Origin of the sequence: Mediterraneibacter butyricigenes, assembly GCF_003574295.1 — a bacterium.
In the GTDB taxonomy this organism is placed as follows: domain Bacteria; phylum Bacillota; class Clostridia; order Lachnospirales; family Lachnospiraceae; genus Mediterraneibacter_A; species Mediterraneibacter_A butyricigenes.
Map to the genome: position 1 here is coordinate 2,805,640 of NZ_BHGK01000001.1, position 19,189 is coordinate 2,824,828.

The window sequence follows — 19,189 nt, forward strand, 5'->3', positions numbered from 1 at the left end:
TATGAATATACTGGCGGTAGATGATGAACCGATCGTACTCTGGTCTCTGATGAAGAATCTGGAAGAAATCTTCTGTAATCCACAGGATAATGTTCAGGGCTTTGATGAAGTGGATGATGTGTTCAAACATCTGGAATGGATGAAGGACGAGCCTTTGGATTATGCGTTTCTGGATGTAAAGCTTCGAGGGATGACCGGTGTGGAGCTGGCAAAACGTCTGAGGGAAGAAAAGCCGAAAGTGAAAATTATTTTCTGCACAGCTTACTCAGACTATGCGATGGATGCATTTCAGGTTCATGCAGTCGGATATCTGCTGAAACCAATCACACAGGAAATGATCCGGAAGACACTGGGAGAATTGAATACGCTGTTGACGCAGGAAGAACCGATCGATCACAGGCTGCATATCCATACGTTCGGGAATTTTGTGGCGTTTGTGGATTATCAGAATCTGAACTGGGAGAGAGAAAAAGCGAAAGAATTACTGGCGTTATTGATCGACCGCAGAGGTGCGGCTCTGACCAATGCGGAGATTGCCATGACTCTCTGGGGTGATGACAGTAAAGCCAAACAGGTTACGACTATTGTTTCTTCTCTGAGAAAGACGCTGAAACAGGCAGGTGTGGAAGATGTGCTGGTAAGATCAAGGAATCAGAGTGCGGTGGATCCCTCAAAGATTCATTGTGATTTCTATGAATTTTTAAAAGGAGATATCAAGGCCATCAATTCCTATCGCGGAGAATATATGAATAATTATGAGTGGGCAGAATTTACCAATGCAAAACTGATGGAAAATCCCAAAAATCCAATCATGCGTATGCTGGAGGAACAAGCGGAGCAGATGGAAGAATCAGTGGATGCAGACAATGAGGAGATAGAAAATGGGGAATTGTGAGACGTGTGCATTCTATAACTACGATGAAGAGTATGAGTGCTATTTCTGCGATATCAATATGGATGAGGATGAATATATGAGACTGCTGTCAGATGACCACTATGAATGTCCCTATTATCGGAACGGGGATGAATATGCCGTCGTCAGAAAGCAGATGTAAGAATGAAAATAAGAAAAAAGAACCCGGAAAAATGCAAAACAGAGAAGATATATTTATGTGAACATGATATGTCTTCTCTGTTTTATTATGAAGGTTTACATCTTATTTCTTACGCAAAAGGAATGCATAAGGCAAGCGTAAGCGGTTCCCGTTGCAACCTTTTGCGTAAGGATAATGGTTTTCATTAACACATTTTGTCCTTTTTAGTTACATAGCTAATGTGATTTACACTCCTGCGAAGGAAAAGACGATTCCAACCACTGCGGATACACCGATCCAGATGATGGGATGAAGTCCTTTTGTCTTCTTAAAGACTCTGGTTACAAGCAGGAGAAGGATGGAAAGCGGGATCGCTTTCCAGTGGATCGAACCGATAAATCCTTTCTCAAAGGTAGAAGAAACAAAAAGGGCGGTAACAGCAACTGCAATACCGGATGCAGTGATCAGTCCCAACGAAGCTGGGCGAAGACATTCGAAAGCGGCCTCAACAAAATGGTTATGACGAAAGCTCTTTAAAAACAGGGCGATGATCAAAATGATAATGACAGATGGGGTGATCAGCCCAAGCGTCGCGATAACCGCACCGGGAACTCCTTTTACGGTATAACCAACATAGGTTGCCATATTGACGCCCAGAGGTCCGGGAGTAGATTCAGAAACTGCTACCATGTCAGCTAACTGACTGTGAGTAAACCATCCGGTGGAAGTTGCCATATCTGACAGGAACGGAAGGGTAGCAAGACCGCCGCCTACGGCAAACAGGCCGGCTTTGAAAAATTCGAGGAACAGTCTCAAATAGATCATGCCTGATCACCTCCTTTCTTATCGGAAGAAACTGAATCAGAAGCCTTAGCATCAGTAGATTTTCTGGCACCTGTCAGTTCCAGAACGATTCCGATCAGACCGGCAGCAACGACAAAGATTGCCGGTGAAATACTTAAAAAGTAGGAACCAAGAGCCACAACCAGGAAAATGCCGACAGAAAGGGAACCTTTGATCGCACCTTTCCAGAGCTTACAGATTGCGTTGAAAATCAGAACGCAGACACAGACGCGGATTCCACCGAACGCGTTCTGAACAGCCGGAAGATCATCGATAGTCGTAATGATACCGGCAAGAATACTGATGATGACGGTGGAAGGGAAGACCACACCTAATGTGGCAAAAATTCCACCGATATTTCCTCTGGTTTTCTGACCGATGAAAGTGGCGGTATTGACGGAAATGATTCCCGGCGTACACTGACCGATGGCAAAATAGTCCATCAGCTCTTCTTCGGTTGCCCAGCCACGGTTGTCAACGATTTCCCGTTGCAGCATAGGCAACATAGCGTAGCCACCGCCAAAGGTCATGACGCCGACTTTTGCAAATGAAAAAAACAAATCTCGTAAACGAGTCATAAAGCATCCTCTCTTTCCTTTTGTACTAAATATCGTTACCAGTATAGCGCAGTTTCAACTATATTGAAAGTATGGAAAATATGTGCTATATATATGAAAAAACTATAAATGGAATTTATATATAAAACCTGTATATGAAAGTATGAAGATTCTTGAAGCGTTCCTATATGAAATGAGACGGATATGGGGAAATTTATAGAGTTACAAAATACATAAAAGGTTAAGAAAGAAAATATTAAGAAAGAAGACGTATGGCAAAAAATGAGAGATGTAAGAAAAGTGAATGATAAGAGAAAGTATTTAAAAAGAAGAGCTTGAAAACGAGCAGGAGAAAGGGAGCAGTGAGCAGATGGAGATTCGACAGTTAGTATATTTTGTGGCAGTAGCAGAAAAGGGGACGATCACGGAGGCGGCAAAGAGTCTGCACATTTCCCAGCCTCCGGTCAGCGTGCAACTGAAACTTCTGGAAGAAGAACTGGGTTGCGTCCTGTTTGACCGGAATACCAGACATATGGAGCTGACAGAGGCGGGACAGAAATTTTATCAGAGGGCATCGGCGATTCTGGAGCAGTTTGACTCGGCAAGAAGGGAAATGAGAGATATTGAGTCGGGAGTTGCGGGCACGTTAAGGATCGGTGTGGTGTCTTCCTTGTGCGGTGGGATGTTTCTGGACTGGATGAAAGAATTCCGAAAGGATCATCCGAGGATTCATTTTGAAATTCAGGAGGGCAATACCTACCAGATGATTGAAAAGACCAGGATGCATCAGGTGGAAATGGCGTTTGTGCGGACTCCATTTTCGGCATCGGATCTGAAAAGAGTTCCTATATTAAAGGAAGATCTTTATGTGGTGGGAAAAGAAGAATTTTTTCAAAAACAGGCGGATGAACCGGAACAGTCCATTGCGTTAAAGGAACTGACAGGGATTCCGATGATCTTGTATCGAAGATGGGAGCCGCTGATTACGGAGGCTTTTAGAAAGCAGGAACTGACACCGGAGATTTTCTGTCAATGTGAAGATGCGAGGACGGTGATTTCCATGGCAGAAAAAGCGATGGGGATAGGGATTGTGCCTCAGAGTATCTTTAGAGACAACAGGGAGCTTTGCGGATATCCGATCAGGGAGAGGGAGTTCCGCTCGGAAATTTTCGCGGTATATGGCAAGCAGACTTATGTATCTTCGGCAACCAGAGGATTTCTGGATTATGTGGAGAAACAGGTAAAACAATTGTTAATTCATTAGAATTTTGCGGAATCTTACAAAATTATATTGACATAGAATATGTCCGGTGTATAATAGAATCAAACATATGAATAATTGTTCATATGAAAGAATTTTAAAAACAAGACAGGAAAAGAGAAAGGAAAGAAGATCATGAAAAAGACTTACAAAATCGATGTAGACTGTGCAAACTGTGCAAACAAGATGGAGGAAGCTGCAAACAAGACAGAAGGTATTAAAAATGCAGTGGTAAACTTCATGACTTTGAAAATGAATGTAGAATTTGAGGACGGAGCAGACTATAAGGCAGTTATGCAGGACGTATTAAAGAACTGCAAGAAGGTAGAAGACGACTGCGAGATTTTCCTCTAAAAATGGATGCGTTTGTCGTTAGAAGAGGTGAATGAAACATGAATAAGAAACAGAAAAAAGTTTTGAAAAGGATCCTCCTTGCTGTTTTGTGTATCGGAGTTCTGCATTTCCTTCCGGTAGATGGGACCTTGAAATTTTTATTATACATGATTCCATATCTGATTATCGGATATGATATTCTAATCAAAGCAGGAAAGGGAATTAAGAACCAACAGGTATTTGATGAGAACTTTCTGATGGCGGTTGCAACAGTCGGAGCGATTCTTCTTGGAGATTATGTAGAGGGAACAGCGGTTATGCTATTTTATCAGATCGGTGAGCTGTTCCAGAGTTATGCGGTTGGAAAAAGCCGGAGAAATATCAGTGATCTGATGGATATCCGTCCGGATTATGCAAATATTGAAAAAGAGGATGGAAGTCTGGAACAGGTGGATCCGGATGAGATCGAGATTGGAACAGAGATCGTGGTACAGCCGGGAGAAAAGGTGCCGATCGACGGAGTGATTACCGAAGGCTCCTCTACCTTAAATACCAGTGCCCTGACAGGAGAAAGTCTTCCGAGAGAAGCAGCAGAAGGGGATGAGGTCATTAGTGGTTGTATCAATATGACCGGACTTCTGAAGATCCGTACCACAAAGGAATTTGGAGAATCCACGGTATCTAAGATCCTGGAACTGGTGGAGAATTCCAGTTCAAAGAAATCAAGATCTGAAAACTTTATCTCTAAATTTGCCAGATATTATACACCGGCAGTCTGTTACGGAGCAGTTGCACTGGCATTGCTCCCGCCGATTGTCCGTATGGCAGTGATGGGAGTATCACCGATGTGGGGAGACTGGATCTTTCGTGCGTTGACTTTCCTGGTTATCAGTTGCCCATGTGCCCTTGTAATCAGTATTCCGCTTAGTTTCTTCGCAGGAATCGGAGGTGCCAGCAATGCGGGAGTACTGGTAAAAGGTTCCAACTATCTGGAAACATTGTCAGAGACAAAATATGTGGTGTTTGATAAGACTGGTACAATGACACAGGGAGTGTTTGAGGTAAGCGGTGTCCACCACAATGAGAAAAATGCAGACGAGATTCTGGAATATGCGGCACTGGCTGAGAGCTATTCCACACATCCGATCAGTAAGAGTCTGCAAAAAGCCTATGGAAAACCGATTGACAAGACCAGAGTTTCCGATGTGGAAGAGATCAGCGGAAATGGTGTGATCGCAAAGGTAGACGGGGTTACGGTCGCAGTAGGAAATACGAAACTGATGGATCACCTGAACGTGGATTATATGGATTGTCACAGTGTGGGAACGGTGGTTCATATGGCAATTGACGGAGTCTATGCCGGACATATCCTGATTTCTGATCTGATGAAGCCGCATGCAAAAGAAGCGGTAGAAGCGTTGAAACGTGCCGGAATCAAGAAAACTGTGATGTTGACCGGTGACCGGAAACAGGTGGCAGAACAGGTAGCAGCAGAACTTGGAATCGACGAAGTCTACAGTGAGCTGCTTCCGGCGGATAAAGTAGTAAAAGTGGAAGAACTTCTCGGAAAGAAGAAGGAAAAAGAAAAATTGGCGTTCGTTGGAGACGGAATCAATGATGCTCCGGTTCTTTCCCGTGCGGATATCGGAATTGCCATGGGTGCTCTGGGATCTGATGCAGCCATTGAAGCGGCTGATATCGTTCTGATGGACGATGATCCGCTGAAAATTTCAAAGGCGATTCGAATTTCCAGAAAATGTCTTCGGATTGTATATGAAAATATTTACTTCGCCATCGGAATCAAGATCATCTGCCTGTTCCTTGGCGCTATCGGAATTGCAAACATGTGGATGGCGATCTTCGCAGATGTAGGAGTTATGGTGATCGCAGTATTAAATGCGATTCGGGCACTTTATGTAAAGAATCTTTAGGAGAAGGATAATAAAATGAACGAGAATCAAAACGAGATCGAATGCTGTGAAACAAAAGAACTTCATGAAGATCTGCTTCACATCGTCAACGAAAAACTTCCCCGGGAAGAGGAACTTTATGATCTGGCGGAACTGTTTAAAGTATTTGGAGATTCCACCAGAATCCGGATCCTTTACGTGTTGTTTGAAGCAGAAGTGTGTGTCTGTGATCTGGCGGAGGCACTGAATATGACGCAGTCTGCGATTTCCCACCAACTTCGGATTCTGAAGCAGAATAAGCTGGTGAAAAGCAGAAGGGAAGGAAAATCCGTTTTCTATTCTCTGGCAGACGGACATGTGCGTACGATCATTGATCAAGGAAGAGAACATATTGAAGAAGACTGAGCGGTAAAATTAGTCCCTGACAAATTATTCCTGCACCTTTTGGGTCGCATGTAGTCTGAGAAACAGAAACAGACAGATACAACAGGACAGGATAGATCCGCTCACCGTGGCCAGTCCCATAGGAAACAGGGTATCCGGAAACCAAATGGAAGTCAGATAAACACCGGGTATTCTGGCAAGTGTGATGGAAGCAATATTATGCAGGAAGGAATATCCGGATTTTCCACTGGCGCAGAAATAACCACTGAAACAGAAATGGATGCCGGCAAAAAAGCAGTCCAGTATATATCCACGTAAATATTGGGTTCCAAGATGAATAACCGCCGGATCAGAGGTGAAGAGAGCAACCACAAATGGAGCGATACCCTGAATCAGAACGGACACGGTCAGTCCAAAACCGGCTGCGATGTAAATTGCATAGCGAAGGGTCTGTGTGGCACGGTTGTATTTTCCGGCTCCGATATTCTGTGCGCCCAATGCAGAGACGGCAGAAAGCGTGGAAGATGGAACCAGAAAGAAGAAGCTGATCACTTTTTCGACGATGCCGACGGCAGCGGCCGTGTTGAGCCCGCGACGGTTGGCAATGATGGTGATGATAATGAAAGCGACCTGGATTAGTCCATCCTGCATGGCAACCGGGATTCCGATTTTTAAAATCTGTCCCATAATATTTCTGCGGGGACGAAGATCATGAAGCGAGACAGAAAGCCCTGTAGGATGGATGTAAAGTGAAATCAAAGCCGCCAGGACACTGATCGCCTGAGACACTGTGGTTCCAAGGGCGGCTCCGGCAGGACCAAAATGGAAAAATCCGATAAAAAGATAATCCAGAATAATATTGGAAACACAGGCAATCGCGATAAAATACATGGGGCTTTTGGAATCTCCCATTCCACGGAAAATGGAACTGATCACATTGTATGCAGTAATACAGGGAATTCCGAGGAAGCAGATTGTCAGATAGGTGATGGTACCAGGGACAGCTTCGACCGGGGTAGACATGACCGTGACAATCGGACGGATCAAAAACAGCAGAAGAATCGTCAAAAGCACAGAAGCGATCATAAACAGCGTGACGGTATTTCCGGTGGTAAGGGAAGCACGCTCTTTTTGTCCGGCGCCGACAGACTGTGCAATCATAACGGTAGACCCCATCGCCAGTCCTACGATCATGACAGTCAGCATATGCATGACCTGACTCCCGATGGAAACGGCGGTGATATGTGCGACCGGATCAAACTGTCCGATGATAAACAGATCCGCCATTCCGTAGAGGGTCTGCAAAAAGTATGAGAACAAATAAGGCAGAGAAAATGCAAGTAAGGTCTTGAAGACACTGCCGGTTGTAAGATTTTTTTCCATAAGACTAAAACTCCTTTCGCCTGAATATAGTAAACCCTATAACTGTTGTAGAGTCAATAGTTTCTTTTTGCTTTTTATTCTGATGGGGAATTTGTTTGGGGTTGATTTTTTACATAAGATTGTGTATGATTATTTTCGAAAAATAAATATCAGAAGATACGTGGTTGTCTGCCACCGGGTAGGCAGCAGAAGCGTCAGACTTTCTATCGTTAGGTCTCAGAAGATGGAAAGCCTGGCTTTTTTTGTTTGAATGGTAGAAAAGAGGAGAAAATGACAGGAATGAAGGAGTTAAAGAAAGAACTGGCAAAATATATTGCGGCAAATGTCTGTGGGATGATCGGGTTGTCCTGCTATATTCTGGCAGATACTTTTTTTATTGCAAATGCGATCGGGGCAAATGGCTTAACAGCCCTGAATCTGGCACTACCGATTTACAGTATGGTCCATGGGAGCGGTTTGATGCTGGGGATGGGAGGTGCAACCAGATTTTCGATTGCCAGAGGACAGAATCAGCAAAGGATGGCGGATCAGATTTTTTCCCAGACCGTGATTCTGTATGGAATCTTCGGAGTGATCTTCGTTTTGTCAGGATTATTTCTGTCGGCAACCTTTGCCGGATGGCTGGGAGCAAATACGGAAGTATTTGAAATGACCAGAGTTTATCTGCAGGTTATTCTGTTCTTCTCTCCGGCGTTTATGCTAAATGATATTTTTGTCTGTTTTGTCAGAAATGACGGAGCACCGAGACGGGCAATGTGCGCCATGCTCCTTGGCAGTTTTTCCAATATTGTTCTGGATTATATTTTTATGTATCCATTGCATATGGGGATTTTCGGAGCGGTACTGGCAACAGGATGTGCGCCGATTGTCGGAATTTGGGCAAGTCACGGGCACTGGAAGAAGAAAGACTGTGGTTTTCATTTCAGAAGGACAAGACCGGAAGGAAAAATATTCCGGGGAATTCTGGCTCTGGGTGTTCCGTCTTTGATTACGGAACTGGCATCCGGTGTGGTGATGTTTGTATTCAATCTGTTGATTTTGAATCTGGAAGGAAATACCGGAGTTGCAGCCTATGGCGTGGTAGCAAATCTGGCTTATGTGGTGACGGCGATCCATACCGGAATTGCACAGGGAACGCAGCCGTTGATCAGCCGGGAATATGGCAGACAGAAAGAAGATCACATGAAAAAGCTTCTGGAACTGGCGATGCTTGTGATGGCAATCTCATCGGTTCTGATTTATCTGATCTTTTATCTGGGAGCGGACCCGCTGACAGCGGCCTTTAACAGCGAGGGAAGTCAGACTCTGCAAAAAATTGCGGTTCATGGTATGAGACTGTATTTTACGGGAATCTGGTTTGCGGGATTTAATATTATTTTAGCTGTTTATTTTATGGCGCAGGAACGGGCTGTGCCGGCACAGATTCTTTCGCTGGCACGCGGCTTTTTTGTGATCGTGCCGGTGGCGGTTATATTGGCAAAAGGATTCGGAATGACAGGAGTCTGGATCTCCTATGCGGCAGCCGAGGGAATTGTGGCGATTTTGGGAGTGATTTTGTATAAAAAGAAAAATGGGTTCCCAAAAAAAGCGGCATCTGGTATAATTTGAGACAAAGCTTTTTATTTTGGTACATATTTTGGAAGCGGTTGGTGTATTAGGACAGAATCATTGAAATGGAATGGATACACAGAGAGGAGACAAAATATGAATTGGAACTATATGCAGCCTGTGACCATCCGATTTGGCAACGGACGGATTAAAGGGCTTGCAGAGGAAGTAAAGGCACTCGGGGGAAACAGAGGTATTCTGATCACCTCGCCATCTTTTGTGAAACGGGGACTTGCGGCGAAGGTCCAGAAAGAAAGCGAAGGACTGATCTGTGTGATTTACGGTGGGGTTTCTCCTAATCCGGATATTAAGGAATGTGAGGCCTGTATTTCCATGATCAATGACCACGAATGTGATTTTGTGGTGGCATTAGGCGGAGGAAGTGTGTTGGACTGCGCGAAAGCAGCGGCAGTGATGTGCCAGGAAGAACGTCCGGTAAAGGCTTATATGGAGGATGCATCGTTGTTGCCGGATACCAGCCTTCCCTTGATTGCGGTACCGACGACGGCGGGGACGGGAAGTGAGATTACCTGTGTGTCCGTTCTGTCAGACCATGAGGCAGGAGTGAAGAAGCCGTTAAGCTGTGACGCATTTTATCCGACGCTTGCGATTGTAGATCCGGAACTGACCTATTCGGTTCCGCCTCATACCACAGCCTGCACCGGGATGGATGTGCTCTGTCATGCACTGGAAGCATACTGGAGCAAACATCATTTCCCGATCGGTGATGCATTGGCAGTCCATGCGTTGAAACTGGTATTTGACTATTTGCAGCTTGCCTGTGAACAGCCGGAACATGCATTAGCTAGAGAGAAGATGGCAGAGGCTTCGGTGATAGCGGGGCTGGCATTTACAATTCCGAAGACCACATCGGCGCATGCCTGCTCGTATCCGCTGACCAATCTTCTGGGGATTGCCCACGGAGAAGCCTGCGGACTTACCATTGATCATTTTCTGAGGATCAACGGTGCGGAAGATGACGGAAGACTTCTGGAACTGGCAAAAATGCTGGGATTTAAGGATGTGGAAGCGTTTGCAGACGGAATCGACAGCCTGAAGAGAACGATCGGTGTCCGGACAGATCTGAAAGATCTTCAGCTTGATAAGGAACAGAAAGAAGCATTGGTTCAGGGGAGTAAACATCCCAATTTGTTGAATAATCCGGTGGAAATTACAGAGACTATGTTACGGGATCTGTATCGCAAACTTTGGTAAGAAAAAACGCAAGAAAAGGAAATGAGAAAGATTCTCATTTCCTTTTCTTGTATTCTTAGAAAGTCTGTGATAGGATGATAACAGTTAGTTGTGTCTAACTAGTGTGAATAAATCATGTGTACTCCTGTGCCCCAAACCCTGAAAGGGGCATAGAAGGATACATGAATCTTAGGGAAAGGACAGACAAAAGGATGGATTATTTACAAATTGAAAAGGTAATTGGCCGGGAAATTATTGATTCCAGAGGAAATCCGACAGTGGAAGCAGAGGTTTATCTCGCAGATGGAACGATCGGAAGAGGTGCAGCACCAAGTGGAGCATCTACCGGAGAATTTGAAGCGTTGGAGTTAAGAGACGGAGATGTTTCCCGTTTCGGAGGAAAGGGAGTCAGCAAAGCGGTTGAAAATATTAATACCGTCATCAACAATGTGCTGGTTGGAATGGATGCATCTGATATTTATGCAGTGGATGCAGCCATGCTGAAAGCAGACGGAACCAAAGAGAAATCAAAATTAGGAGCCAATACGATCCTGGCAGTCTCAATCGCTTCGGCGAAAGCGGCGGCAGCAGCACTGGATCTTCCGTTATATCGATTCCTTGGCGGAATCAATGCAAACCGGATGCCGGTTCCGATGATGAACATTTTGAATGGGGGTGCTCATGCAGCCAACACCGTGGACGTTCAGGAGTTTATGATCATGCCGGCGGGTTCACCAAGCTTCCGGGAAGGACTTCGCTGGTGTACAGAGGTCTTTCATGCACTGGCAGCTCTCCTGAAATCTAAAGGACTGGCAACTTCTGTGGGAGATGAAGGTGGATTTGCGCCGGATCTGGCAAGCGATGAAGAAGCCATTGAATACATTCTGGAAGCAATCAGGAAAGCCGGATATGAGCCGGGAAAAGATTTTGTACTGGCAATGGATGCGGCTTCCAGTGAGTGGAAGAGTGATAAGAAGGGCGAATATGTTCTGCCGAAATGCAAGAAACGATTCACATCTGCTGAGCTGGTAGCGCACTGGAAATCCCTGTGTGAGAAGTACCCGATCTATTCCATCGAGGACGGTCTGGATGAAGAAGACTGGGAAGGATGGCAGATCATGACAAAAGAACTGGGAGATAAGATACAGTTGGTAGGAGACGATCTGTTCGTAACCAATACAGAACGTCTGCAGAAAGGAATTTCTCTGGGATGCGGAAACTCCATCCTGATCAAGCTGAATCAGATTGGTTCTGTATCAGAGACACTGGAAGCAATTAAGATGGCTCACAAAGCAGGTTATACGGCCGTGACATCACATCGTTCCGGTGAGACAGAGGATACGACGATCGCAGATCTCGCGGTGGCATTGAATACCTGCCAGATCAAGACCGGAGCTCCGAGTCGAAGCGAACGTGTGGCAAAATACAATCAGTTGCTTCGAATTGAGGAGGAACTTGGAGAAAGTGCAATCTATCCGCAAAAAAGCGCTTTCAATATAAAATAGATTCCTGTATAATGAACACCGAATAAGAAAATCGGAGGGAAAACAGATGATTGGAATTATCGGTGCGATGGAAGAGGAAGTACAGGAGCTGATCGCAGACCTTGCGTTTGCAGAAAAGAAGACAGTGGCTTCTATGGATTTTTATAAAGGAACCTTATACGGAAAAGACTGTGTGATCGTGAAAAGCGGTGTCGGCAAGGTAAATGCAGCGCTGTGCACGCAGATTCTGGCAGATTTTTATAAGCCGGAAGCTTTAATCAACACAGGAGTAGCAGGTTCTCTGGATGCTCAGATCAATATAGGAGATATGGTTGTTTCGGAAGATGCCGTGCAACATGATATGGATGCCAGTGCGGTGGGAGATCCGGTGGGACAAGTTCCGCGGATGGATGTTCTGGCGTTTCCGGCAGATCCCGTTCTTGTGAAGAAAGCTGTAGAAGCCAATCAGAAAGCAAATCCGGATATTCAGACTTTTACCGGTCGCGTGGCCAGTGGAGATCAGTTTATTTCCGGAGGAGAAAAAAAGAAACAGATACAGGAAAATTTTCATGCCAGATGTGCGGAGATGGAAGGTGCAGCAATTGCGCACGGAGCATATCTGAACAAAATTCCTTATGTGATCCTGCGTGCGATTTCAGACAAAGCGGACGGAAGCGTACAGATGGATTATCCAACGTTTGAAAAACAGGCGATCGTTCACTGCGTAAGACTTTTGCGTGAACTGATCCCGATGCTGTAAGATAAAAATAATGATTAACACACAATCATACAATCACACAACACATAAAATACCCGACAAATGTCCGGATGGAGGTGAGAACCCTGTAATCCTGGCACTTGCGGGTGTTTTTAATTTATGTAAAGTGAGGAACAAAAGTTTATGGTTGGACAAGATTTATCTATCCCGAAAAAGTTTACCCCGGGAACCGCTTTCTCATCTTATTAAGTCGTAACAGAATATAAAGTTCCTCAAAATTTCGGGAAAATATGGAATGTTTTTTTAGAGGAACATGAAAAGAATGGATTGAAGAGTGAAAAAGAATATGTTACTATATTCACGAAGTTAGACATAACTAACCTTAATGGCGCGCGATGGTTAGTTACACCTAACTTAACGAGAAAAATAAAGGAGGAACTACAAGAATGGATACAGCAGCATGGAATGGATTTCAGGGACGGAAATGGAAAGAAGATGTGGATGTCCGTGATTTTATACAGAAAAATTATATAGCATATGAAGGGGATGAATCTTTCTTAAGCGGTCCGACGGAAGCGACGGATCTGCTCTGGGGAGAATTGCAGAAATTACAGAAAGAAGAGCGCCAGAAAAACGGAGTTCTGGATATGGAAACAGAGGTGGTATCTTCCCTGACTTCCTATCCGGCAGGATACATCAAAGAAGAGTACAAGGATCTGGAGCAGATCGTAGGACTGCAGACAGACAAACCGCTGAAACGGGCTTTTATGCCGTATGGTGGAATCAAGATGGCAGAAGAGTCCTGCAAAACTTATGGATATGAGCCGTCAGAAGAATTTCATAAAATTTTTACGGAATATCACAAAACCCACAACCAGGCAGTGTTTGAGGCATATACTCCGGAAATGAAGAAAGCAAGACATAACAAGATCATCACCGGTCTGCCGGATGCTTACGGAAGAGGACGTATCGTAGGAGACTACAGAAGAGTTGCACTGTACGGAATTGATTTTCTGATCGAAAAGAAACAGGAAGATATGGCAAACTGTGGAGACGGCACCATGACAGAGGATGTGATCCGGCTGCGTGGAGAGATTGCAGATCAGTTGAATGCACTGAAAGGCATGAAAGAGATGGCGAAGATTTATGGCTATGATATTTCCGGCCCGGCAAAAAATGCAAAGGAAGCTGTTCAGTGGCTGTATTTCGGATATCTGGCAGCAATCAAGACTCAGAACGGTGCAGCAATGAGTGTGGGGCGTGTATCGACGTTCCTGGATATTTATATGGATCGGGATATCAAAGCCGGAGTGCTGACGGAGGAAAAAGCACAGGAGCTGATCGATCATTTCGTTATGAAATGCAGAATGGTGAAGTTTGCAAGAATCCCGTCTTACAATCAGTTGTTCTCCGGAGATCCGGTATGGGCCACCCTGGAAGTAGGCGGAATGGGCATGGACGGAAGATCTATGGTCACCAGGACAGATTATCGGTTCCTGCATACGCTGGAAAATATGGGGCCGTCACCGGAACCAAACCTGACAGTACTGTATTCTTCCAGACTACCGGAAAACTTTAAGAAATATGCAGCAGTGATCTCTGTGCGAACCAGTTCTATTCAGTATGAGAATGATGACGTGATGCGTCCGGTATGGGGAGATGACTATTCTATCTGCTGCTGCGTATCCGCTACTGAGACCGGAAAAGAAATGCAGTTCTTCGGTGCAAGAGCAAACCTGGCAAAATGCCTGCTCTATGCGATGAACGGCGGAAGAGATATGAAGACAAAAGAACAGGTGGGACCGGAACTTGCTCCGATCACCTCGGAATATCTGAATTATGATGAGGTCATGCGGAAATATGATGTGATGATGGACTGGCTGGCAGGGCTGTATGTCAATACGCTGAATCTGATCCAGTATATGCATGATAAATATAATTACGAGGCAGCAGAGATGGCTCTGATCGATACCAATGTAAGAAGAACATTTGCGACAGGTATCGCCGGATTCTCCCACGTGGTAGATTCCCTGTCCGCCATCAAATATGCAAAGGTAAAACCAATCCGTGAAGAAGACGGACTGATCATTGATTTTGAGACAGAAGGTGATTTCCCGAGATACGGAAATGATGATGACAGAGCCGATGACATTGCAGTATGGCTTCTGAAGACGTTCCTCCGGAAGATCGAAAAGCGTCATACTTATAGAGATTCTGAGCCGACCACATCGATTCTGACGATTACTTCGAATGTGGTATACGGAAAAGCAACCGGAAATATGCCGGATGGAAGAAGAGCAGGAGAACCATTGTCTCCGGGAGCGAACCCGAGTTACGGAGCAGAACAGAACGGACTTCTGGCTTCTCTGAACTCTGTGGCAAAACTGCCGTATGAATATGCGTTGGATGGAATTTCCAATACACAGACCATCAATCCGGGAGCACTGGGACATTCAGAAGAGGAACAGAAGAAGAACCTGGTACAGGTAATGGATGGATATTTTGATCAGGGTGCACATCATTTGAATGTAAATGTATTCGGAAGAGAAAAACTGGAAGATGCTATGGAACATCCGGAAAAGGAAGAATATGCAAACTTTACGATCCGTGTATCCGGTTATGCCGTGAAATTTATTGATCTGACCAGAGAACAGCAGGTGGATGTAATTTCCAGAACCTGCCATGACAGAATGTAAGATCAGGAGAATTAGAGATCAACAGAAAATGAGACCGGGAAAAGTAAGGTTGGTATAACGGACAAGTCGGAAATACGAAGATAAGAATCATTAAGAGAAGGAACGGAAAGAAAATGGAAGAGGCGTATGTACATTCACTGGAAAGTTTTGGCTCGGTGGACGGACCGGGGGTTCGTTATGTAATCTTTATGCAGGGCTGCCACATGAGGTGTCAGTTCTGCCATAATCCCGATACCTGGAAAGAAGGAGGAGGGACAGAATATACTTCGGAAGAACTGCTCAAAAAAGCCCTGAGATATCGAGGCTACTGGGGAAAAGAAGGCGGGATTACCGTAAGTGGTGGTGAACCGTTGTTACAACTGGATTTTATGCTGGAATTCTTTCGGAAAGCGAAAGAGCAGGGGGTGCATACGGTGATCGATACCGCTGGAGAGCCATTTACCAGAGAAGATCCATTTTTCGGAAAATTTTGCAAATTGATGGAAGTGACAGATCTTCTGCTTCTGGATATCAAAGAAATCAATCCAAAAAGACATCAAATCCTGACAGGACAGAAGAATGATAACATTCTGGAACTGGCAAAATTTCTTTCTGAGATCCACAAACCGGTCTGGATCCGACACGTACTGGTCCCAGAACGAAGCGATTATGAAGAGGATTTACGCAACCTTCACGAATTTCTCGAAACCCTTGAAAATATTCAGCGGGTCGAAGTGATTCCCTATCATACGATGGGGATTTACAAATGGGAAAATCTGGGGCTTTCCTATCCTCTGGACGGGATAAATCCGCCCACAAAAGAGCGGGTAAAACTGGCAGAAAAAATCCTGAATGTCAATCCTTGACTTTTAAAAACACGGTGATATGATGAAAGTAACAAAACAATCGTGTGCGACAGAAAGGGAGGGAACAACATGGCAAACAGAGTTATTACAATCAGTCGTCAGTTCGGAAGCGGTGGACGTACGGTGGGCAGGATGACTGCGATGAAGTTGGGAATCCCCTGTTATGATCAGGAACTGATCCAGAAGGTAGCAGAAGAGAGCGGATTTGCTGAGCGGTACATCCAGGAACGAGGCGAAGAACTTTCGAGCGGCGGATGGCTTACAGCGGCATTTACAGATCGTGAGTACAATGGTCTGTCATTACAGGACAGCTTATGGCTGGCACAGAGAAATGTGATTCTGGATCTGGCGAAGAAAGGTCCCTGTGTGATTGTCGGAAGATGCGCAGATTTTATTTTGCGGGATGAGGCAGATTGTCTCAAAGCATTTATCCATGCTGACATGAAGCAACGGGCAGAACGGATCGTCACGCAGTATGGAGAGCGTGCAGCCTCTCCGGAGAAACGATTGAAAGACAAAGACAAACGGCGAGCCGCTTATTATCAGTTCTATACAGATATGAGATGGGGCGCTATGGAAAATTATGATATTTCTCTTGACAGCGGTACCTTCGGAATCGAGAAATGCGCAGAAATCCTGGCAAATTTGTATTGAGAGGCGAGAGTTTAATAACCATTGAAAAAGTTAGCGATGGGAACTGTACGCAAATCTTTTTCGGCATGTATGAATGAATTTTGTTTTAGAACATTAAAAAACGGAAAATAAACACCCCGGAATCGGTTTTTATACCGGTTCCGGGGTGTTCTGTATACGTTATAGAGTAAGTGTTAGTGAGGCTCAAAGATTCTCCCGCAAAAGGGATGCATAAGGCAAGCGTAAGCGGTTCCCGTTGCAACCTTTTGTGGAAGGATAATAGTTTGCATCAACACATGCAAACAGTGTATCTACAGCTCCTTGCTCAAAATCTCTTCTTTGCGATCCAGCAACTCATCAGAAGACAGGATGGCTTCTTCGACTGTATCGAACCCAAGTCGTTCGATGGTCAGGGCGAAACGTTCCCCTTTTAATCCCTGATCCCGGAAGAACAGGATGGTCTTCTCAATCACGTTCATTGCGTCTTCTTTGGACGTGAAGACTTTATGTAAGGACTGTCCGTGAGAAATATTTTTGCCCCAGCGTCCGCCCAGATAGATTTTAAAACCATAGGTTCCGTCATCTACGGTATGGAACGGACAACGGCCGACACAGCGTCCGCAGTGAAGGCAGACATTGGGATCAATGTTTAAAACGCCATCCGTCACTTTTGCGGCTTTTGAAGGACAGACTGCTTCAATGGCACATTTCTTACATCCTTTACATTTGGATGAATCTGGTTGTGGAACCCGCTGGCCGATGATTCCCAGATCGTTCAGATTGGGTTTCACACAATTGTTTGGACATCCACCTACGGCAATCTTAAATTTGTGCGGAAGTTTTACATCGTGATATCCCTTATAGAACCGTTGATGGATCTCTTCGGACAGGGCAAAGGAATCCAGCAGACCATATTGACAGGTAGTTCCTTTGCAGGAAACTACAGGTCGTACTTTCGGCCCGGTTCCTCCGGTTTCCAGGCCTTCCGTTTCCAGAGCGTCGAGGAATGGTTCGATGTTGTCATAGGGAATTCCCTGAACTTCCACGGTCTGACGGGTAGTGAAAGTTAAAATACCGTTGCCGAAAGTTTCGGCGGCATTTGTGATCGCGTTCATCTGACGTGCAGTGATTTTACCATTGACAGTCAGAACTCTGGCGGAAAAATTATCGGTTCCTTTATTATTCAGAAATCCAAGCCCTTTTAAACGAGTGACTTCTGCAGGTTTGATGGTTAGTGCAGACATGAATGATACCTCCTTGAGTAATTGATTGATTTTATCATAACACTTGTAGAAGTATTTGAGAAATGATATTATTTGATAGAAACAATAGGATTTACCTATAGGAGCAGAAAAATGACAATCAGACATTTGAAGATATTCCTGGCAGTTGCAGAATATAAAACAATGAGTGCTGCTGCAGAAAAATTATATATATCACAACCTACGGTTAGTCAGGCAATCCGGGAATTGGAAGAACATTATCATGGACTGCTTTTTGAAAGACTGGGAAAAAAATTATATTTAACCGAAATGGGAAAAATTTTGCTTACTCGGTCAAGAGATCTGGTGCAAGAGTTTCAGAGACTGGATGATTCTATGGTGGAGCAGGGCAAAAAAATGATGCTTCGTCTGGGGTCTACTCTTACGGTCGGAACATGCCTTACTCCGGAGATTATTTTGCATTTGGAAGAAAAGTTCCCGGGAATAGAAGTGAGGTCTTATGTAAGTAATACGCAGGAAATTGAAGAAAAACTGTTAAAATCAGAATTGGATGCAGCAGTGGTAGAAGGAGAGGTGCAGTCGCCGGATCTGGTTGTACTTCCGATTGTAGAAGATATGCTTGTATTGGTTTGCGGACAGGAGCACGCGTTTTATACTGAAAAAATGCTTTTAAAGGAAGCGTTGTATTATCAGAAATTTGCAATGCGGGAACCGGGAAGTGGAACGAGACAGCTCTTTGAAGAATACAGAAAGGTACATCAAATTCCGATTGAAATAAGCTGGGAGGCAAACTGCCCCAGAACTTTAATTAATGCTGTGCTATATAACAAAGCTTTGTCTGTCATGTCTTTTCGATTGCTGAAGCATGAGATTCGCCATGACAAGATTCGGATATTTTTAGAACAAAATAAGGAATGGAATCGTAAATTTAAATTAGTATATCATAGAAATAAATACCTGACACCGGTGATCCGGGAGTTGGAAATGTATCTCCATCAATGTAAAAAAATGGAACTGTCGGTAAAGTACGGCTGGATTCGATGATAAACGGAAAGAAAAAGAGTTGCGGGTTTGAATTCGCAA

At 44.6% G+C, this 19,189-nt stretch carries 18 protein-coding genes; 14 read left to right on the forward strand and 4 right to left on the reverse strand.

Translation table 11 applies throughout. The annotated features are described in order from the left end of the window. Window position 1: 1 nt before the first annotated feature. Together KGMB01110_RS13740 and KGMB01110_RS15085 are read left to right on the forward strand one after the other, a co-directional pair. Window positions 2-895 carry a response regulator gene (locus KGMB01110_RS13740; RefSeq protein WP_117602441.1) on the forward strand — a complete coding sequence of 298 codons (894 nt, stop codon included), beginning with the start codon at window positions 2-4 and terminating at the stop codon, window positions 893-895. Continuing rightward, entirely contained in the window at window positions 882-1,055 is a 174-nt protein-coding gene (locus tag KGMB01110_RS15085; RefSeq protein WP_170141736.1) for a DUF6472 family protein, read from the forward strand. The genes KGMB01110_RS13740 and KGMB01110_RS15085 overlap by 14 nt, the downstream gene beginning before the upstream one ends. A gap of 225 nt (window positions 1,056-1,280) precedes the next feature. Here the strand turns inward: KGMB01110_RS15085 and KGMB01110_RS13750 are convergent, their stop codons facing one another. Further along, a complete protein-coding gene (locus KGMB01110_RS13750) occupies window positions 1,281-1,859 on the reverse strand; it encodes a chromate transporter (protein WP_117602439.1) in 579 nt (192 codons plus the stop codon). Beyond that, the gene (locus KGMB01110_RS13755) at window positions 1,856-2,455 is read right to left on the reverse strand and encodes a chromate transporter (protein ID WP_117888417.1); all 600 of its coding nucleotides are present in this window, start codon (window positions 2,453-2,455) and stop codon (window positions 1,856-1,858) included. The genes KGMB01110_RS13750 and KGMB01110_RS13755 overlap by 4 nt, the downstream gene beginning before the upstream one ends. Window positions 2,456-2,804: 349 nt before the next feature. Between KGMB01110_RS13755 and KGMB01110_RS13760 the strand changes: the two genes are divergently transcribed. The 4 genes from KGMB01110_RS13760 to KGMB01110_RS13775 all read left to right on the forward strand — a co-directional run bounded on the left by KGMB01110_RS13760 (window position 2,805) and on the right by KGMB01110_RS13775 (window position 6,343). After that, complete coding sequence (locus KGMB01110_RS13760; RefSeq protein ID WP_119298914.1) at window positions 2,805-3,698, forward strand: LysR family transcriptional regulator; 894 nt, start codon at window positions 2,805-2,807, stop codon at window positions 3,696-3,698. 132 nt (window positions 3,699-3,830) lie between these two features. After that, a complete protein-coding gene (locus tag KGMB01110_RS13765) occupies window positions 3,831-4,049 on the forward strand; it encodes a cation transporter (RefSeq protein ID WP_119298915.1) in 219 nt (72 codons plus the stop codon). 38 nt (window positions 4,050-4,087) lie between these two features. Continuing rightward, window positions 4,088-5,959 carry a heavy metal translocating P-type ATPase gene (locus tag KGMB01110_RS13770; RefSeq protein WP_119298916.1) on the forward strand — a complete coding sequence of 624 codons (1,872 nt, stop codon included), beginning with the start codon at window positions 4,088-4,090 and terminating at the stop codon, window positions 5,957-5,959. 15 nt (window positions 5,960-5,974) lie between these two features. Then, complete coding sequence (locus tag KGMB01110_RS13775) at window positions 5,975-6,343, forward strand: ArsR/SmtB family transcription factor (protein ID WP_117602434.1); 369 nt, start codon at window positions 5,975-5,977, stop codon at window positions 6,341-6,343. 24 nt (window positions 6,344-6,367) lie between these two features. Here the strand turns inward: KGMB01110_RS13775 and KGMB01110_RS13780 are convergent, their stop codons facing one another. Further along, on the reverse strand, window positions 6,368-7,705 hold the full coding sequence (locus KGMB01110_RS13780; RefSeq protein ID WP_119298917.1) for an MATE family efflux transporter: 1,338 nt from the start codon (window positions 7,703-7,705) through the stop codon (window positions 6,368-6,370). A 270-nt stretch (window positions 7,706-7,975) separates the two neighbouring features. On the opposite strand from KGMB01110_RS13780, the gene KGMB01110_RS13785 reads away from it, so the two are divergent. The 7 genes from KGMB01110_RS13785 to KGMB01110_RS13815 all read left to right on the forward strand — a co-directional run bounded on the left by KGMB01110_RS13785 (window position 7,976) and on the right by KGMB01110_RS13815 (window position 16,904). Then, a complete protein-coding gene (locus KGMB01110_RS13785) occupies window positions 7,976-9,313 on the forward strand; it encodes an MATE family efflux transporter (protein WP_119298918.1) in 1,338 nt (445 codons plus the stop codon). 96 nt (window positions 9,314-9,409) lie between these two features. Then, on the forward strand, window positions 9,410-10,528 hold the full coding sequence (locus KGMB01110_RS13790) for an iron-containing alcohol dehydrogenase family protein (RefSeq protein WP_119298919.1): 1,119 nt from the start codon (window positions 9,410-9,412) through the stop codon (window positions 10,526-10,528). A 191-nt stretch (window positions 10,529-10,719) separates the two neighbouring features. After that, window positions 10,720-12,012: a phosphopyruvate hydratase gene (gene eno, locus KGMB01110_RS13795; protein ID WP_119298920.1), complete on the forward strand. Its 1,293-nt coding sequence runs from the start codon at window positions 10,720-10,722 to the stop codon at window positions 12,010-12,012. Window positions 12,013-12,058: 46 nt separating this feature from the next. Further along, window positions 12,059-12,751, forward strand: coding sequence for a 5'-methylthioadenosine/adenosylhomocysteine nucleosidase (locus tag KGMB01110_RS13800; protein WP_119298922.1), 693 nt, complete (start codon window positions 12,059-12,061; stop codon window positions 12,749-12,751). Between the two features lie 404 nt (window positions 12,752-13,155). Beyond that, window positions 13,156-15,405, forward strand: coding sequence for a formate C-acetyltransferase (pflB, locus tag KGMB01110_RS13805; protein WP_119298924.1), 2,250 nt, complete (start codon window positions 13,156-13,158; stop codon window positions 15,403-15,405). Window positions 15,406-15,518: 113 nt separating this feature from the next. Continuing rightward, a complete protein-coding gene (gene pflA / locus KGMB01110_RS13810; RefSeq protein WP_119298926.1) occupies window positions 15,519-16,250 on the forward strand; it encodes a pyruvate formate-lyase-activating protein in 732 nt (243 codons plus the stop codon). 69 nt (window positions 16,251-16,319) lie between these two features. Continuing rightward, window positions 16,320-16,904, forward strand: coding sequence for a cytidylate kinase-like family protein (locus KGMB01110_RS13815; RefSeq protein ID WP_119298928.1), 585 nt, complete (start codon window positions 16,320-16,322; stop codon window positions 16,902-16,904). A gap of 290 nt (window positions 16,905-17,194) precedes the next feature. On the opposite strand, the gene KGMB01110_RS13820 is transcribed toward KGMB01110_RS13815, so the two are convergent. After that, complete coding sequence (locus KGMB01110_RS13820) at window positions 17,195-18,127, reverse strand: 4Fe-4S binding protein (RefSeq protein WP_119298930.1); 933 nt, start codon at window positions 18,125-18,127, stop codon at window positions 17,195-17,197. Window positions 18,128-18,238: 111 nt separating this feature from the next. On the opposite strand from KGMB01110_RS13820, the gene KGMB01110_RS13825 reads away from it, so the two are divergent. Further along, window positions 18,239-19,150, forward strand: coding sequence for a LysR family transcriptional regulator (locus KGMB01110_RS13825; RefSeq protein ID WP_119298932.1), 912 nt, complete (start codon window positions 18,239-18,241; stop codon window positions 19,148-19,150). Window positions 19,151-19,189 lie beyond the last annotated feature (39 nt).

Excerpts from the sequence above, each read along its gene's own strand:
- KGMB01110_RS13775 (WP_117602434.1), top strand. The coding sequence starts at position 5,975 with ATGAACGAGAATCAAAACGAGATCGAATGCTGTGAAACAAAAGAACTT.
- pflA (WP_119298926.1), top strand. The coding sequence starts at position 15,519 with ATGGAAGAGGCGTATGTACATTCACTGGAAAGTTTTGGCTCGGTGGAC.
- eno (WP_119298920.1), top strand. The coding sequence starts at position 10,720 with ATGGATTATTTACAAATTGAAAAGGTAATTGGCCGGGAAATTATTGAT.
- KGMB01110_RS13785 (WP_119298918.1), top strand. The coding sequence starts at position 7,976 with ATGACAGGAATGAAGGAGTTAAAGAAAGAACTGGCAAAATATATTGCG.
- KGMB01110_RS13820 (WP_119298930.1), bottom strand. The coding sequence starts at position 18,127 with ATGTCTGCACTAACCATCAAACCTGCAGAAGTCACTCGTTTAAAAGGG.
- pflB (WP_119298924.1), top strand. The coding sequence starts at position 13,156 with ATGGATACAGCAGCATGGAATGGATTTCAGGGACGGAAATGGAAAGAA.
- KGMB01110_RS13765 (WP_119298915.1), top strand. The coding sequence starts at position 3,831 with ATGAAAAAGACTTACAAAATCGATGTAGACTGTGCAAACTGTGCAAAC.
- KGMB01110_RS15085 (WP_170141736.1), top strand. The coding sequence starts at position 882 with ATGGGGAATTGTGAGACGTGTGCATTCTATAACTACGATGAAGAGTAT.
- KGMB01110_RS13770 (WP_119298916.1), top strand. The coding sequence starts at position 4,088 with ATGAATAAGAAACAGAAAAAAGTTTTGAAAAGGATCCTCCTTGCTGTT.
- KGMB01110_RS13740 (WP_117602441.1), top strand. The coding sequence starts at position 2 with ATGAATATACTGGCGGTAGATGATGAACCGATCGTACTCTGGTCTCTG.
- KGMB01110_RS13790 (WP_119298919.1), top strand. The coding sequence starts at position 9,410 with ATGAATTGGAACTATATGCAGCCTGTGACCATCCGATTTGGCAACGGA.
- KGMB01110_RS13800 (WP_119298922.1), top strand. The coding sequence starts at position 12,059 with ATGATTGGAATTATCGGTGCGATGGAAGAGGAAGTACAGGAGCTGATC.
- KGMB01110_RS13760 (WP_119298914.1), top strand. The coding sequence starts at position 2,805 with ATGGAGATTCGACAGTTAGTATATTTTGTGGCAGTAGCAGAAAAGGGG.
- KGMB01110_RS13825 (WP_119298932.1), top strand. The coding sequence starts at position 18,239 with ATGACAATCAGACATTTGAAGATATTCCTGGCAGTTGCAGAATATAAA.
- KGMB01110_RS13750 (WP_117602439.1), bottom strand. The coding sequence starts at position 1,859 with ATGATCTATTTGAGACTGTTCCTCGAATTTTTCAAAGCCGGCCTGTTT.
- KGMB01110_RS13815 (WP_119298928.1), top strand. The coding sequence starts at position 16,320 with ATGGCAAACAGAGTTATTACAATCAGTCGTCAGTTCGGAAGCGGTGGA.
- KGMB01110_RS13780 (WP_119298917.1), bottom strand. The coding sequence starts at position 7,705 with ATGGAAAAAAATCTTACAACCGGCAGTGTCTTCAAGACCTTACTTGCA.
- KGMB01110_RS13755 (WP_117888417.1), bottom strand. The coding sequence starts at position 2,455 with ATGACTCGTTTACGAGATTTGTTTTTTTCATTTGCAAAAGTCGGCGTC.